Source organism: Clostridium tanneri (assembly GCF_033659955.1).
Lineage (GTDB): Bacteria > Bacillota > Clostridia > Clostridiales > Clostridiaceae > Clostridium_AM > Clostridium_AM tanneri.
In genome coordinates this window covers 53,675-68,366 of the sequence record NZ_JARUJP010000001.1, presented here as the reverse complement: position 1 = coordinate 68,366, position 14,692 = coordinate 53,675, and the positions used below count along the sequence as shown (strand labels likewise).

The window sequence follows — 14,692 nt, the reverse complement described above, 5'->3', positions numbered from 1 at the left end:
TTAGTAACTTTATAAGCTTTTTTCTTTGATATTTATACTAACCTTTGATTGCTTTACTAGTCTATAAAATTAATATTGTGTTATTAACAGGATATTTTTGAAATTCCTATGTATTTTGTTTATAAGAGAAAATAATGGATATAATTCAGGATAAATATAGATAGGAGATTAGGTGAGTATGTTAAAGGTTCGGAATTTGCAGACAATAAATTTAGAGGAAACAGCTATTGATGTTGAAGCAGTAAAACTTATACCAGAGGATATAGCTGTAAGTAATTGTTTAATAGCTTTTAAACAAAACAAAGACAACTTGTGCATTGCTGTTAATAGAAATCTAGATATATTTTTATATGAAGAATTAAAGTTTATTACTGGGAAAAGTATTGAATTTTTTTACTCATCAAAGCACTGTATAGTAAATGCGGTAAATTCCTATTACTGCAAAAACAGTGTACAAAGTGTTGTAAGAGCAATTGAAGAAGAAAAGGACTCTAATACAAAGGAAAAAAAATTCTCCTTCAAGGAAGAAGAAAGTTTACAGCAGTTTCCCATAGTAAAACTTACTAATCATTTAGTTAATAGCGCTATATGTAAGAATGCCAGCGACATACATTTAGAACCTTTTCAGGATCAGCTTTTAGTAAGGTTTAGAGTTGATGGCATTATGATGGAGTTTTTGTCAATTCCACTGGATATATATCCACATATTTGCACTAGACTAAAAATTATGGCTTCCCTAAATATCGCAGAAAAAAGAGTTCCTCAGGATGGAAAGATAGAGTTTGTTTATGATAATGCAAATTATGATTTAAGAATTTCAACTCTTCCAACTGTATATGGGGAAAAGATAGTTGTGAGAATCCTATATAAATCTGAAGGGCTAAATTCCTTAAGTTCTCTTGGGTTTTCTGATAGGGATGAAAAAGATATCAAATTCATGCTAACAAATCCTCATGGAATATTGCTTGTTAGTGGTCCTACAGGTAGTGGGAAAACTACTACTTTATATTCAATGCTTCAAACTTTTAATAAGAAGGAAAAGAACATTACAAGTATAGAAGATCCAGTGGAATATACTGTAGACAATGTAAACCAAGTAAATGTTAACAATAAAATAGGCTTTAGCTTTCCAGAGGGGTTAAGGAGCATTTTGAGACAGGACCCGGACATAATAATGATAGGAGAAATTAGGGATGAGGAAACAGCACAGATAGCTATTAGGGCAGCAGTAACAGGGCATCTTGTTATTAGTACAATCCATACAAATGATGCAGCTGCAGCGGTGCTTAGGCTTAAAGATATGGGAGTGCCATCATATTTTATCGAGGATGCTGTAATAGGAATTATAGCCCAGAGGCTAGTAAGAAAAATATGTACATTTTGCAAAAAAGAACACTCTCCCACAGAGAATGAAAAAGAATATCTAAACCTAGATACTGAAAATAAGTTATTTAAGGGGGAAGGCTGTAATAATTGCAGCGGTACAGGATATAATGGGAGAACTATAATTTATGAATTAATAGATTTTAGAGAATTGAGAAAAAAAGGCTTTAAGCTTAAGGACTCAGCAGAAGAGTTAAGAAAGTTTAGTTTCAAAGAAGGTATAGGCTCCATAAGAGAAAATTGTGAAATGCTTGTAAAAGAAGGGATAACCACCTTCGATGAACTTCTTAGGATAAACTTATAAATATTAAGGAGATGAAAAAAATCTTTAGGTACGAAGCAGTAAACCTTCGGGGAGAAAAAATAAAGGGACATTATGATTATAGTATCGAAGAACTAAATTTGCTATTAAAGAAAAGGGGATATTTCCTTTGCAGCGTGGAAAAAAGAAAAAAAGATTTAAAAGAAATAGGGCTAAAAAAGCCTAGTTCCCGTGATTTTAGTAATTTATGTAGAATTTTGGGTTCTATGATAACGGTTGGAATCCCTATTCCTCAAGTATTAAGCATGACGGAGGAGTTAAGCGATAATGTCTTATTAAAAAGAAGCTTAAAAGAAATTGGGAGATATGTAAGTAAAGGTCAGTCTATCTATGAAAGTATGAAAACCTTTGGAAATATATATCCGATATTTTTATTAGAAATGATTAGGATAGGTGAGGAAAGCGGCAGATTAGATTTGATATTGAAACAATTGTCGGAATATTACGAAAGTGAACATAAAATATTTACTAAAATTAAAACGGCACTTACTTATCCTTTAATTGTTTTAATCCTTTCTATCTTTGTTTCTGTATTTTTAATGGTTAAAATAGTACCTCAATTTATAGATATATTAAATTTAACCGGTGGAGAAGTTCCTTTCATAACTAAGGTAGTTCTGTCTGTTTGTAGTTTTTTTAAGAGGAATTTTTTAGTTATAAGTTTTACCAATCTTATAATCATTATTTTAATACTGAGGTTTAGCAAAACATCTACAGGGAAAGGCTTTATTGCTAAAGTTAAACTTACAACTCCTTTGGTGGATAGAATTTATAATAAAGCCATGTTAGCGAGATTTTCTATGGCAATGGGTATGCTCTTAAGATCTGGTATTAACATAGTTAAGTCTTTAGAGATAACTACTAGCATCTTGGAAAATAGAATTATAGAGCAGAGAATACAGAATACCATTGAACAAATAAACAAAGGAGATGGTATTCATAGTTCCTTTGTAAAGGCAAAAGTAGGCAATAGTTTGTTCTTATCTCTAGTCTATACGGGCGAGGAGGTTGGCAATTTAGACTATATGTTTTTGAAGATAGGAGAGTTGCTGTCACAGGATGTTGAACAAAGCATGAAAAAAATAATAATTTTTATAGAACCGGTGGCAATTCTAATTTTAACTATGGTTATAGGAACCTTTATTATTACAGCACTATCGCCGGTATTTAGTATTATGGATGGAATGGGTTAAAGGAATCTTTTAGTGATAAAAATTATAACAGGAGGAACTAAGATGAAGAATAAGGAAAAGGGATTTACATTAATAGAGCTTATGCTGGTAGTCTCAATTATGCTAGTGCTAATGGGGTTTATGATTCCTAAGTTTTCAGCTTATCAAAATAAGGTAAAAGAAACAAAGGCAGTTAATATCGCAAAACAAATTCAAACTGCTGCTATGGCAAGCTATGGATATAATGATGGCAAATTCATTAAAGAAGATATAACAGGTAATATAACCACACTAACTTCTCTGAAGGGAGTTGGTGTGAATGATGTGAAGGTAAATAGAGATGGACAGAGCGTAAATGTTAACTATGTCAGTGATGAAACTAAATATACTTTAACAATTGATGCTGCACAAAACACTTGTGAAGTAAGTTGTGGAACTACCACAATATTTCCAAAGACTACAAAAACAACAACAGAAAAAAGGGATTAATTTATGTATATTCTTAAACAGAGAAATAAGGGATTTACTATGGTTGAAGTGGTTCTAGTATTAGGAATAATATCTATACTTCTTACTTTCAGTCTAGTTAACCTAGGAGGATACAGAAAAATAACAAGTAAAATAGATTCAGAAATACTAAGCAATAGTATATTAAATTTTATTAATAATTCTAAGGAGTATTGCAGAGATAACAAGATTAGAGGTCATATCTATTTCAATTCTGATAATAATTCATTAAATAATTCTATGACTCTAAATTGTAGTTCTGAACAGATAAACAAACTGTTGTTTCCGGAAGGCTTTGTGCTTGAAAAAGAAAGAATGCCAGAAGAAATACTGATTGACAGCAGAGGTATAACAGCTAGTTCTTGCACTATAAAATTTAGTGATAGAGAAGGGAAAATACATGAAATAAGCATGTGTGTAGGAACGGAATATGTGGACATTAAAAACTAAGAAAGGGTTCACCATTGTGGAGGTACTATGTAGTATAACAATATTCTCAATTTTATTCATGACATCCCTTACAATTGCATTAGATTCATTAAAATTAAAAAAGTACAACTCTAAGACAGAACAGTATTCTATGTTTATGGAGGAACTTAAAAATAATATGATCTATGATACTTCTTATGAAGACCTGAAAGGTCTTCATGGAGAGGGAAAGTATTATGTAACTGAAGATAAAATAGGTAAAGGAAATATTAAAGAAACTTCAATTAAGAATATGTTTACTAGCAGTCGCCCGTTAAAGGAACCCTATCTAGTCCTTAGAATAGAAGAGGGTGATGTACTAAAAGTAAACCTAAAGCTTTATATCAAGCAATTTAACCGTTTAAGGATTATGGAGTGTGAATTTTATAAAGGAAAATATAAGAGGTAATACAACTAAAGGTTTTATATTAGTAGAAATAATGTTAGTTTTTTCTCTAATTGGAATCCTTGTTTCCATGGAGATTATTGTTGTATCTAAATATATGAGAGTTCATAGGCAGGAAATAGAAAGAAGTAGAGAGAGCTTTTATGTAAATGAGGCACTAATGCTAATTGAATATCACGTTAACAGTGCTGAGTACGTAGAAGTTGAGGAAAATAAAATTAAACTGAAAAGATTTAATGAGTCAGGATATGACTACATTAGGAAAGATAGACAGTCAGATATTATTATTTCTTATGGCTCTGAGTACTATTCAACTACTAATAATATACTTAAAAAAACTAAGGATTTTAAAGTAGAGAAAGCTGGCGGAGTCATATATATATCTATTGAGATGGATAAAGGTAGGATTTACAGGAGATGTTTAGGGTTAGAGAGATTAAAAGTAAGGGCTACATCTTAATATACACTTTAACTATTTGCAGCTTATGTCTTTTTATAGCATTAGGGTGCTATAAAATGGAGATATTGATAAAACAAAATGTTGAAAGAACGGAGAGAAATATACTTAAGATTGGCAAGGAACATAAACATAGGGAATATATTCTTACAGCACTAGATCAGCATATATATGAAAATATTAAAAACATAAGTGAAGAAGAAATAAAAAGGTTTTTTAATTCTTTAGACAACTTTTCATTAAGTTATGAAGAATCCACTGTGCAGTATAATAAAGACAAGGATTGTTTCTTAGTCCAATATTATTTGAAGGGTAAATTTTATAAGGAAGAACTTTATGAATACAGAGTTGATGGATCATCTGTTGTTTATGGGTGTATAGATTATTCTTTTCTGAAAGGAGAATTAAAATGATTGCTAAAAAAGGTATATTAGAGATATTCGAAAATCATATGAGCTATAGAGATTTATTTAGCATAAGCCTTTTACATAGAATAAATAAAAGAAGAAAAGAGGAAAGTCTAAAAATAGAGGCAGATAGCATACAAGACATCAAAATTCATGTGAGAAACAAAAACTTATTCATAGTTGTTCATGGTGAAGAAGTATATGTAAAACTTATAACGTTGCCAAAGGTGTCAAAAGAAAAGCTATATTTTATTATTAAACAGGAACTAAGGGTTAGGTTCGAAAATTTAGATAGTATAATGTTTACTTATGAAATTCTGAAAGATAACGGAAATAGTTTAGATATTATTGTATTTTGCTTAAACTGGAATGGAGTAAATTTAGTAGAAAAGTGTATAGAAACCGGCGGAGAAGTAAAAGGAATATATCCTGTACAGTTTTGTATATTGAACAGCTATAGGAATCAAATTAAATCAGAAAATTATGTACTAGTTTTCTCACTGGAAGGTAATGTTTACCTAGTAGGATATTACAAAGATAGAATAGTAGGTAATACTGTTTTAAAAAACTTCAATTTAGAAGGTCTTAAAGAAGAACTAGATATTTTTATAGTGAAATGCAACATTTTAAGTAAAGCTAAAGAGATACCTGCTATATTCTTCTTAAACTTTTTTAATAAAGAGCTAATCGAATCCTTAAGTAAAGATCATATCTGTGAGGATTTGGGGGAACTTGATAAAGAATATAGCATTAATCAAATTTTAAAATAAAGGATTTATTTAATAAAAAATATTTAAGTTACATACTAAGTTAGTATTAAATTAGTAATTATATAAGACAATGGGAGTCATGTTAAATGAACAAAGGTTTTTTCCTACCGCAATGGTATTTAGAAAGTAAACTAAACAGAAAAAGAAAAGTCATGAAACTATGTATTATGGCTATTGTCATCGTAAACATAGTTCTTACAGATTTTCTAATTATTAAACTAAACAAAGTAAAAAGTTTGGATAATAGAATCAATGAAACAAAACTTTACAACGAGGGTAATTATTCAGGTAAAAATAAAGGTGATATGAAGGAGTGCAAAACATTAGATACTTTATCTCAGGTAAATAAAATAATAGAGACAGGTATTCCTTTTAAACAAATCTACATAAAAAACAAAAAAGTAGATATTCAAATAAGCAGCGAAGAATTTAATTATATATCCTTAATAAAAAACATAGAAGAAGAGGAGGAATTTATTATAAAAAACTTAGTTCTTCCAGAAGAACAAAATAATAAGGAGATTAGAATTTCTATAGAATTAAGGTGAAGGGAAATATAAATGTATAAGAAGTATAGACTATTGCTGTTCTTGTGTATAATTTTTAATATAGTGATGATTATCGGGAATTATAAAGTTCATCAGCAATTATTGAAATATGAAGGGAAAGAGCGTATCATAGAACAACAAAATGATCAGCATCTAGTGTCAAAAAAATATGGATATAGTGACATAGTGCAGGGGTTAGGACAGTATTCCAATATAAAAATTAAAAGTTTCAACGAGCCTAAGGATAACACAGTATCAGTAGAAATTGAACTCTTAGGTAACATATATGATGAAGAGAAAACATTAAAGGAACTTAAGAACTTAGAATATTTTCATAGCATTGAAGATATTAGAATAGAAAAACATGACAATGAAGTGAGTACTGTAGTAAATGTGACTTTTATTAAGAATAGGTAATATTAATATTTGCAAATAATCACAAGTTTTGATAAAATAACATTGTTAATCTAGAAATGTAGTAATATAGTATACTTCTGAGTTAGAAATTAAAGAATAAATAAAGTAGGAATAATCCTTATAGAAATAGGAAAAATTAATATCAAAATTATACCTATATTACATTGGGGGAATTAAATATGTTTAAAAAAAGAATAGAAAAATTGAGAGAAAAAATGAAAGGCAAAGATCTCCAAGGAGTACTTTTTGTTGGAGATGCTAATAGAAATTACTTAAGTGGATTTACTGGAGATGAGAGTTTTTCAGTAATAACATTAGATAGGGCGTTTTTTATTACGGACTCTAGATTTACAGAGCAAGCTAAACAGCAGGTTAAGGATTATGAAGTTCTAGAGTATAGCAAAAATAGTACTTTTGCAGACTTTTTAGCAGAGTTAGTTGAAAAAAATGATATAAAGAAATTAGGCTTTGAAGAAGATGTAGTTTCCTTCAGTACTTACAGTGTCTATAAAAGCAAAGTAAGCTGTGAACTAATTCCTATGGAAGGAATAGTCGAAGAAATAAGAATAATAAAGGACGAAAGTGAATTAGACATTATAAGAAAAGCTGCAGAAATTGCTGATAAGGCTTTTGATCATATCATTAAATTTATTAAACCAGGAATGACAGAGAGGGAAATCGGATTAGAGCTAGAATTTTTCATGAAAAAGCTAGGAGCCACTGCATTATCCTTCCCTTCCATTGTTGCGTCAGGCGTTAGATCCAGTTTGCCTCATGGAGTAGCTACCGATAAAGTAGTAAATAAAGGGGAATTTTTAACTCTTGACTACGGATGTGTTTATGAGGGATACTGTTCAGATATGACAAGAACTCTTGTTATAGGAGAGCCTTCAGAAAAAATGGTTGAAATCTATAATGTAGTTCTGGAAGCTCAGGAAAGAGCATTAAAAGCTTTTAAGCCAGGAACCCCAGCAATAGATGTAGATAAGGTTGCAAGGGACTATATTAAGGAAAAAGGATATGGAGACTACTTTGGACATGGCCTAGGTCACGGTGTTGGAAGACAAATTCACGAAGCCCCAATGGTGGGATATAGAAATGCTAAGGAGTTACAAGCTGGTATGGTAGTTACTGACGAACCAGGAATTTATATACCAGGTTTTGGCGGAGTTAGAATAGAAGATTTATTAATTATTAAAGAAGATGGAATAGAGATTTTGTCTAAATCACCTAAAGAGCTTATATGTATAAAATAATACATTAGCATATTTTTAATGAATTATACTGATATATCAGTTTTTTGAAATTTAAATTAAATAATTGTATATAATTACCTGTAAAGGTTAAAATATAAAAATGAATATATTTTGGAGGGATACATTAATGATATCAGCAGGAGAATTAAGAAAAGGAACTACTTTTGAAGATAATGGACAAGTGTATGTTGTAATAGACTTCCTTCATGTTAAACCTGGTAAAGGAGCTGCTTTTGTTAGAACAAAGCTTAGAAATGTTATAACAGGAGGAGTTACTGATACAACTTTTAACCCAACTGCAAAACTTCAAGAAGCAGTTATAGAAAGAAAAGAAATGCAATACTTGTATTCAGATGGTGAGTTATACTATTTCATGGATCAAGAAACTTTTGAGCAAATTCCATTAAACTATGAGAAGGTTGAAGGAGCTATAAAGTTCTTAAAAGAAAATATGTTTGCTGTAATTAAATTCTACAAAGGAGAAGCTTTCTCAGTTGAAGCTCCAAACTTTGTTGAATTAATGGTAACTCAGACAGATCCAGGAGTTAAGGGAAACACTGCTACAAATGTACTAAAACCAGCTACTGTTGAAACTGGTGCAGTTGTTCCAGTTCCAATATTCGTAAATGAAGGTGAAGTTATAAGAATAGATACAAGAACTGGAGAATATATGGAGAGAGTTTAAGGTATACTAATGGCAAAATAAGTTTAAGGATGTGATTTGATGAATTCTATTATCTCAAAGGTTTCCTACCTTAGCGGGTTAGTGGATGGATTAGATATTGACAAAAACACTAAGGAAGGAAGAGTCTTAGTTGAGATTGTCAACGTACTTAAGGATATGGCAGAAGAAATGTCAGATATATCTGAAGCACAAATAGATATGGAACAGTATATCGATGCTATTGATGAAGATTTAGCAGAATTGCAAGATGGCATTTATGACAACGAATATGAGGCCTATGAAGACGAAGGAAATAACTTCATCCAATTAAGTTGTCCTGTTTGTAAAGATGATATATATGTTGATAAGGAACTACTAAGTCAGAGGGAAGAGATAACATGTCCAAATTGCCATAATAAGACGCCTATTACCAATTGTCAATGCCAAGGCGACAAGTAACACCTAATAAATCTATATAAAATAGAAATACCACACTAATGGAGAAATTCATTGGTGTGGTATTTTTTATTTTAATACTTTAACTTTTTTTATTTTAATTGGAATAATTTTAGAGAAATGAAAATAGAAATTAATATAAAGAAAGGAGATGAGAAAGATAGATACAAAAGAGATATTAAATATTTTACCACAAAACATAAAAACTGCTCTAGATGATTATATTAATTTAAAGGATTTAGAAGAGATAAGAATAAGAGTAGACAAGCCGTTAGTACTACAGGCTGGCAATAGGGAAATTATTCATAAATATATTCCTAGGGCAGAGGATTTGAAAAGTATTATTCAGAGAATGAGTAGTTATTCCATTTATGCCTTTGAAGAAGAGATAAAACAAGGATATATAACTATTAAAGGTGGACATAGAGTGGGGATATGTGGAAGGTGTGTAGTGGAAGGAAACCAGGTAAAAACCATAAGGAATATTGCATCAGTAAACATAAGAATTTGCAGGGAAATCTTATTTTGTTCAGACTCAATTATGAAATTCATTTTAAGTAACAATCAGGTAATTAACACAATAATTATTTCGCCACCTAAGTGTGGAAAAACTACATTACTTAGAGATATAGTTCGTAATATATCTGACGGTATAGATAAGATAGGTCTCATTGGGAGAAAAGTTTGTGTAATTGATGAAAGAAGTGAGCTTGGTGCCTGTTACAGCGGCTCACCACAGCTTAATATTGGCATTAGAACAGACATTTTAGATGGATGCCCTAAAAGTGAAGGAATAATAATGGCAATAAGAAGTATGTCTCCGGATGTAATAGTCTGTGATGAAATCGGTACATACAAGGATATGGATAGTGTTTTAACAGCTTTAAATTCCGGGGTAAACCTAATCACTACGATACATGGATATGACATAGAGGATTTATACAATAGGCCAGTGTTTAAGGAAATTATAGAAAATAACGTTTTTAAAAGAGCTATTGTGCTTAGTAATAGAAAAGGTGTAGGTACGGTAGAATATGTGTATGATTTTGACAATAAGTCAGTAATATGGAGGGGGTAGAATGCTAAAAGTTATTGGTTGCATGATGATTTTACTTGCTTCCACTGGAATTGGATTTATATATGGTGAAAGATTTAAGAAAAGAACAAACCAGTTGAATGAACTTCGTAGATGCATACATCAGCTTCAAAATGAAATAGTGTATACTCATACTCCCCTTCCAGAGGCTATTATGGATATATCAAAAAAAAGCAACTATCCTATAAAAGATATTTTTGAAGATATATCTAATTTGCTATTTGATGGAGAAGTAGATGATGTATATGAAGCTTTTAGAAATGTATTTATAAAAAAAAGAGAAGATCTCAATTTAAAAAGAGAGGATATAAATGTAATATTAGATTTGTCCAAGACCCTTGGAGAATCAGATATAGAAGGGCAACAGAAGATGTTTGCACTGACTCTTGAGAATATAAAGAAACAGCTTAAAATTTCAGAAGAGTTGATGAGTAAGAATTTAAAAATGTATAGGTATCTTGGATTTTCCTTTGGTGCCATGCTGGTTATAATTTTAATTTAAACTCACAGAAATAAATATTTTCTGAAAATAACTTTGAATATTATAAAAAAAGGGGGCACGTATAATGTTGGATATAAGTTTAATATTTAAAATTGCAGGGGTAGGTATCATAGTAATACTCATAAACAAAGTCTTAGAGGCCAGTGGAAAAGGAGACTATGCCGTGGTAACAAATTTGGCTGGTATTTTGATAGTGCTCATGATGGTGATAAATTTAGTGAATAAGTTATTTACTACAGTAAGAACAATGTTTCAACTTTAGGAGGAAATTATGGAAATAATAAAAATTGTTGCTTTTGGCTTTATGGCATTATTTATAGTCTTGCTTTTTAAAGGTCGAAGGGATGATTTGGCGGCCCATGTAAGTATAGCAGTAGGCGTAGTTATTTTTATATTTATGATAACTAAGATTACGGCAATACTTCAGTTTATTCAACAGTTAGCTACCAAAGCTAACATTGATTTTATATACTTAACAACTGTTTTTAAAATACTTGCAATAGCCTATTTGGCATCTTTCTGCAGTGAAATATGTAGGGATGCTGGACAGGGAAACATAGGTGCTAAGGTTGAGTTTGCTGGAAAAATTCTTATCTTAGTATTGGCAATTCCTATACTTATGGCTGTACTGCAGTCAATTCTAAAGATTATGTAGGTGTTAACATGAAGAGAATAATATTGGTTTTACTTATGATTCTTATGACATGCTTTAATGTCCAAGCTTCGGAAATTAATAATAGTGCAGTAAGTACTCAACAGAATACTGAAAACGAGCAGGTGGAACGCTTTTACGATTATATTACAAACATGAAAACTAAGTACGAGCTTCTAGATGGAATTGATGCCAAGACATATGTAAAGGACTTTATAAAAACTGGGGATGGCAAAATATCAACTAAAAAGTTAGCTAGAGATTTAAGTGTATATGCATTTAGAGAGCTGGCAGCTTCATTGAAATTATTAGCTCTTTTAGTTGTCATTGCGCTTATTTGTGCACTTTTAACTAACTTACAAAAGGCTTTCACCAGTGAGAGTCTATCAAATATAGCATACTTCGCCTGTTACTCTCTTTTGATAATAATAATGGCTAAAAGTTTCTATATAGGTGTAGATACTGCAAGAACAACTATAAAAGAGATGTCAGAATTTATGACAGCTTTAGTACCAATCCTAATAATGCTTGTTGCCAGTGTAGGCGGATTTGTGGAGGCTGCTATAATGGATCCTATCATCATAGGAGCAATAACTATAAGTGCAAAAATATTTATAGATGTTATAATCCCTATAATATGTATGACCTTCGTGCTCCAATTTGTAAACAATTTATCTTCAGAGTATAAAATTGACAAGCTTACAAAGTTATTAAATCAAGTAGCTATGTGGATGCAGGGAATTATAATGACTATCTTTATTGGGATAATCACTATAAGAGGTATCAGTGCCAAGACCATAGACGAAGTTACTGCTAAGACTGCTAAGTTCGCAGTAGATAACTTTATACCGATAGTGGGAAAGAGTCTTTCAGATGCTATATCTACAGTGGCAGGGTATTCGATTTTACTTAAAAATGCTTTGAGTAGCTTTGGATTAGTAGTACTTATAGTCATTATGCTTTTTCCTATAATCAAATTATTTATTATGTCCTTTTTATTTAAATTAACAGCAGCTCTCATAGAACCAATTAGTGACAGTAGGTTAGTAAATTGCATAAATTCTGCAGGTAGTTCAATTGTCTTAGTGACATCCTGCCTTATATGTGTATCAGTTATGTTTTTCATAATGATAGCTATAATATCCACTGCTGGTAAGGTAATGATAGGAACATAAAAAGGAAATAAGCAAACATATGAAGGAGTGTGGTGAACATTGATACAAACACTTAGAGAATGGCTTATAGGTATTTGTACAGCTGTATTTTTTATTACAGCTGTAGAAATGATACTACCGGATAACAGTATGAAAAAGTATGCAAAATTTGTACTAGGATTAATCTTAATTACAGTTTTTATAAATCCAATAATTAAAATTTTTGATAGAAACTTTGATATTAATACTTATACAGCTAATGTAATGGAAAATTTTGATAAAAAGAAAACTGAAAATGACTTTAAGCAATATAAGGAAAAGAACATAAGCACAACCTTAGAGGTGTTTAAGCTAAATTTGCAATCTAACTGTGAAAAAAAGTTGAAAGAAAAGTATCCTGAGGGAAATTATAAAGTAGATGTAGAAGCTGCTTATGATAGCGAAAATGATAAGCTTACAATAAAAGATGTTAAGGTGGGAGTTAAAGATGGAGCTGTTGAAAAAGTTAAAAGAATCCAGATAGGAGGAGATAGTAAATCTGTAAACAGTACGGAGAACATAGATGCTGAAAAAAGTACAGAAATAAAGAAATATTTAAGTGATGAGTTAAAGGTATCTAAGGACATCATCCAGGTATCAAAGCTTTAAATAGCAGTAGTTAATGTTGCAGTAAGCATATAACGTTTTAAAATTGAAAGTATTATAAAACATAAATAATTATAGACAAACAGTTAACCTGTGCAAAATTTTGGACCTAATATGAAACAAAACATATAAAGTAGGATAAAAAAGATAAAAAGGAGAGGAAATGTATGGATTTGAAAAAGTTACTGGAAAAGCTCACTAAAAAAGATAGTGATACTGCTAAAAATTCTTCTGACAAGAAAATTATGGCCAACTTAGCTATAGTTGTTTTATTAGGTGTCCTAGTAGTTTTGACCTATAGTACCTTTAAAACAGCATCAGTACCTAATATGCAAACCTTAAACGCTTCTGGGGACGGCAAGGAAAATAAAACAGATAAAACTAGTTCAACAGAAAAGAATCCTAGTGATTACGAGAATGAAGTTCAAGAAAAATTGAAAGATACTTTAGAGCAAATTGATGGAGTTGGAAAAGTAGAGGTAATGGTTAGCTTTGAGACTGGAGAGGAACAGGTGCCCGCTGTTAACATAAATGATTCTACTAGCACAACAGAAGAGAAGGATACTGAGGGTGGTACTAGAAATACAACCCAAAAAAACAATGGAAGTACTGTAGTTATCACTAATGAAGGAGATAAATCCCAGCCTCTTATAGTAAAAACATATAAGCCAAAGGTTTCAGGGGTTTGCGTTGTAGCAGAAGGAGCTGAAAACAAGGTTACAGAAATTAGGATTTCAAGAGCTGTAATAAATTTATTTAATATTCCTGAAAATAAAGTTAATGTTTATCCTATGAAAAAGTAGTATATAAATAAATTTTTAAGCATATAATTTTTTAGAAAGGTAGATAGGGGGAATTAAAATGAATAAGAAACAAGCTGTGATTATTTGTACACTATTAGCTCTTATTGTTTGTGCGGGGGTGCTTGCAACAAAATTAAATAGTCCATTGTATGTAAATGGAGGGGAAACAGGAACAGGAAGTAGTACTGTATCTTTTAACAACAACGATAAGAAAAGCAGTAAGTCTCAGTTCTTTGATGAAGCTAAGTTAACACGTGACCAGAAAAGTGCACAAACATTACAAACTCTAAAAACTTTGATTGATGATAAAAATGTTTCTAAAGAGAACAGAGATGAAGCTGCTAAAAAGTATACTGAATTGGCAATGAATACTAACTATGAATCAAAGATAGAAGCAACTTTAAAGAGTAAAGGATATGAAGATGCTATTTGTTCTATAGAAGATAATAAAGTAAGAGTGATAGTTAAAGGTAAAGACAAGCTTACAGACAAAGAAACAAGAGAAATAAAAAATGTAGTTATAGGAATAGCTAAGACACAGGAAGTTGAGATTGAAACAAAACAGTAAAATAAATAATTAGATTGAACATATGTACAAGTTCTCCCT

21 protein-coding genes are annotated in these 14,692 nt (G+C 30.8%); all 21 read left to right on the top strand.

What is annotated here, in order from left to right; genetic code table 11:
* Window positions 1-178 precede the first annotated feature (178 nt).
* Window positions 179-1,687, top strand: a complete 1,509-nt coding sequence (locus tag P8V03_RS00370; protein WP_318796312.1) for a GspE/PulE family protein — start codon at window positions 179-181, stop codon at window positions 1,685-1,687.
* 134 nt (window positions 1,688-1,821) lie between these two features.
* Window positions 1,822-2,898, top strand: coding sequence for a type II secretion system F family protein (locus tag P8V03_RS00365; protein WP_318796311.1), 1,077 nt, complete (start codon window positions 1,822-1,824; stop codon window positions 2,896-2,898).
* Window positions 2,899-2,940: 42 nt separating this feature from the next.
* Window positions 2,941-3,366 (top strand): type II secretion system protein, encoded by a 426-nt coding sequence (locus P8V03_RS00360; protein ID WP_318796310.1) that lies wholly within the window; start codon window positions 2,941-2,943, stop codon window positions 3,364-3,366.
* Window positions 3,367-3,369: 3 nt separating this feature from the next.
* The gene (locus P8V03_RS00355; RefSeq protein ID WP_318796309.1) at window positions 3,370-3,834 is read left to right on the top strand and encodes a type II secretion system protein; all 465 of its coding nucleotides are present in this window, start codon (window positions 3,370-3,372) and stop codon (window positions 3,832-3,834) included.
* Window positions 3,815-4,261: a type II secretion system protein gene (locus P8V03_RS00350; RefSeq protein WP_318796308.1), complete on the top strand. Its 447-nt coding sequence runs from the start codon at window positions 3,815-3,817 to the stop codon at window positions 4,259-4,261. Before P8V03_RS00355 ends, P8V03_RS00350 begins: the two co-directional genes overlap by 20 nt.
* Window positions 4,230-4,718 carry a type II secretion system protein gene (locus P8V03_RS00345; RefSeq protein ID WP_318796307.1) on the top strand — a complete coding sequence of 163 codons (489 nt, stop codon included), beginning with the start codon at window positions 4,230-4,232 and terminating at the stop codon, window positions 4,716-4,718. The genes P8V03_RS00350 and P8V03_RS00345 overlap by 32 nt, the downstream gene beginning before the upstream one ends.
* Window positions 4,719-4,774: 56 nt before the next feature.
* On the top strand, window positions 4,775-5,128 hold the full coding sequence (locus P8V03_RS00340) for a hypothetical protein (protein ID WP_318796306.1): 354 nt from the start codon (window positions 4,775-4,777) through the stop codon (window positions 5,126-5,128).
* Complete coding sequence (locus tag P8V03_RS00335; protein ID WP_318796305.1) at window positions 5,125-5,892, top strand: hypothetical protein; 768 nt, start codon at window positions 5,125-5,127, stop codon at window positions 5,890-5,892. The genes P8V03_RS00340 and P8V03_RS00335 overlap by 4 nt, the downstream gene beginning before the upstream one ends.
* Window positions 5,893-5,978: 86 nt before the next feature.
* A complete protein-coding gene (locus P8V03_RS00330; protein ID WP_318796304.1) occupies window positions 5,979-6,440 on the top strand; it encodes a hypothetical protein in 462 nt (153 codons plus the stop codon).
* Window positions 6,441-6,452: 12 nt separating this feature from the next.
* On the top strand, window positions 6,453-6,857 hold the full coding sequence (locus tag P8V03_RS00325; protein ID WP_318796303.1) for a hypothetical protein: 405 nt from the start codon (window positions 6,453-6,455) through the stop codon (window positions 6,855-6,857).
* Window positions 6,858-7,036: 179 nt separating this feature from the next.
* Window positions 7,037-8,113, top strand: coding sequence for a M24 family metallopeptidase (locus P8V03_RS00320; protein ID WP_318796302.1), 1,077 nt, complete (start codon window positions 7,037-7,039; stop codon window positions 8,111-8,113).
* A 127-nt stretch (window positions 8,114-8,240) separates the two neighbouring features.
* The gene (efp, locus tag P8V03_RS00315) at window positions 8,241-8,798 is read left to right on the top strand and encodes an elongation factor P (protein ID WP_261670744.1); all 558 of its coding nucleotides are present in this window, start codon (window positions 8,241-8,243) and stop codon (window positions 8,796-8,798) included.
* 39 nt (window positions 8,799-8,837) lie between these two features.
* Window positions 8,838-9,236 carry a CD1247 N-terminal domain-containing protein gene (locus P8V03_RS00310; RefSeq protein ID WP_261670743.1) on the top strand — a complete coding sequence of 133 codons (399 nt, stop codon included), beginning with the start codon at window positions 8,838-8,840 and terminating at the stop codon, window positions 9,234-9,236.
* 157 nt (window positions 9,237-9,393) lie between these two features.
* A complete protein-coding gene (gene spoIIIAA / locus P8V03_RS00305) occupies window positions 9,394-10,311 on the top strand; it encodes a stage III sporulation protein AA (protein WP_318796632.1) in 918 nt (305 codons plus the stop codon).
* A 1-nt stretch (window position 10,312) separates the two neighbouring features.
* Window positions 10,313-10,831 carry a stage III sporulation protein SpoIIIAB gene (gene spoIIIAB, locus P8V03_RS00300; protein WP_261670742.1) on the top strand — a complete coding sequence of 173 codons (519 nt, stop codon included), beginning with the start codon at window positions 10,313-10,315 and terminating at the stop codon, window positions 10,829-10,831.
* A gap of 64 nt (window positions 10,832-10,895) precedes the next feature.
* Entirely contained in the window at window positions 10,896-11,093 is a 198-nt protein-coding gene (gene spoIIIAC / locus P8V03_RS00295; protein ID WP_261670741.1) for a stage III sporulation protein AC, read from the top strand.
* Between the two features lie 9 nt (window positions 11,094-11,102).
* A complete protein-coding gene (spoIIIAD, locus tag P8V03_RS00290) occupies window positions 11,103-11,486 on the top strand; it encodes a stage III sporulation protein AD (RefSeq protein ID WP_261670740.1) in 384 nt (127 codons plus the stop codon).
* A gap of 8 nt (window positions 11,487-11,494) precedes the next feature.
* Window positions 11,495-12,658, top strand: coding sequence for a stage III sporulation protein AE (spoIIIAE, locus tag P8V03_RS00285; RefSeq protein ID WP_318796301.1), 1,164 nt, complete (start codon window positions 11,495-11,497; stop codon window positions 12,656-12,658).
* A gap of 39 nt (window positions 12,659-12,697) precedes the next feature.
* Window positions 12,698-13,285, top strand: a complete 588-nt coding sequence (gene spoIIIAF, locus P8V03_RS00280) for a stage III sporulation protein AF (RefSeq protein WP_318796300.1) — start codon at window positions 12,698-12,700, stop codon at window positions 13,283-13,285.
* 164 nt (window positions 13,286-13,449) lie between these two features.
* Window positions 13,450-14,085, top strand: coding sequence for a stage III sporulation protein AG (spoIIIAG, locus tag P8V03_RS00275; RefSeq protein ID WP_261670737.1), 636 nt, complete (start codon window positions 13,450-13,452; stop codon window positions 14,083-14,085).
* 58 nt (window positions 14,086-14,143) lie between these two features.
* Window positions 14,144-14,653, top strand: a complete 510-nt coding sequence (locus P8V03_RS00270; protein ID WP_318796299.1) for a SpoIIIAH-like family protein — start codon at window positions 14,144-14,146, stop codon at window positions 14,651-14,653.
* The last annotated feature ends 39 nt before the right edge of the window (window positions 14,654-14,692 follow it).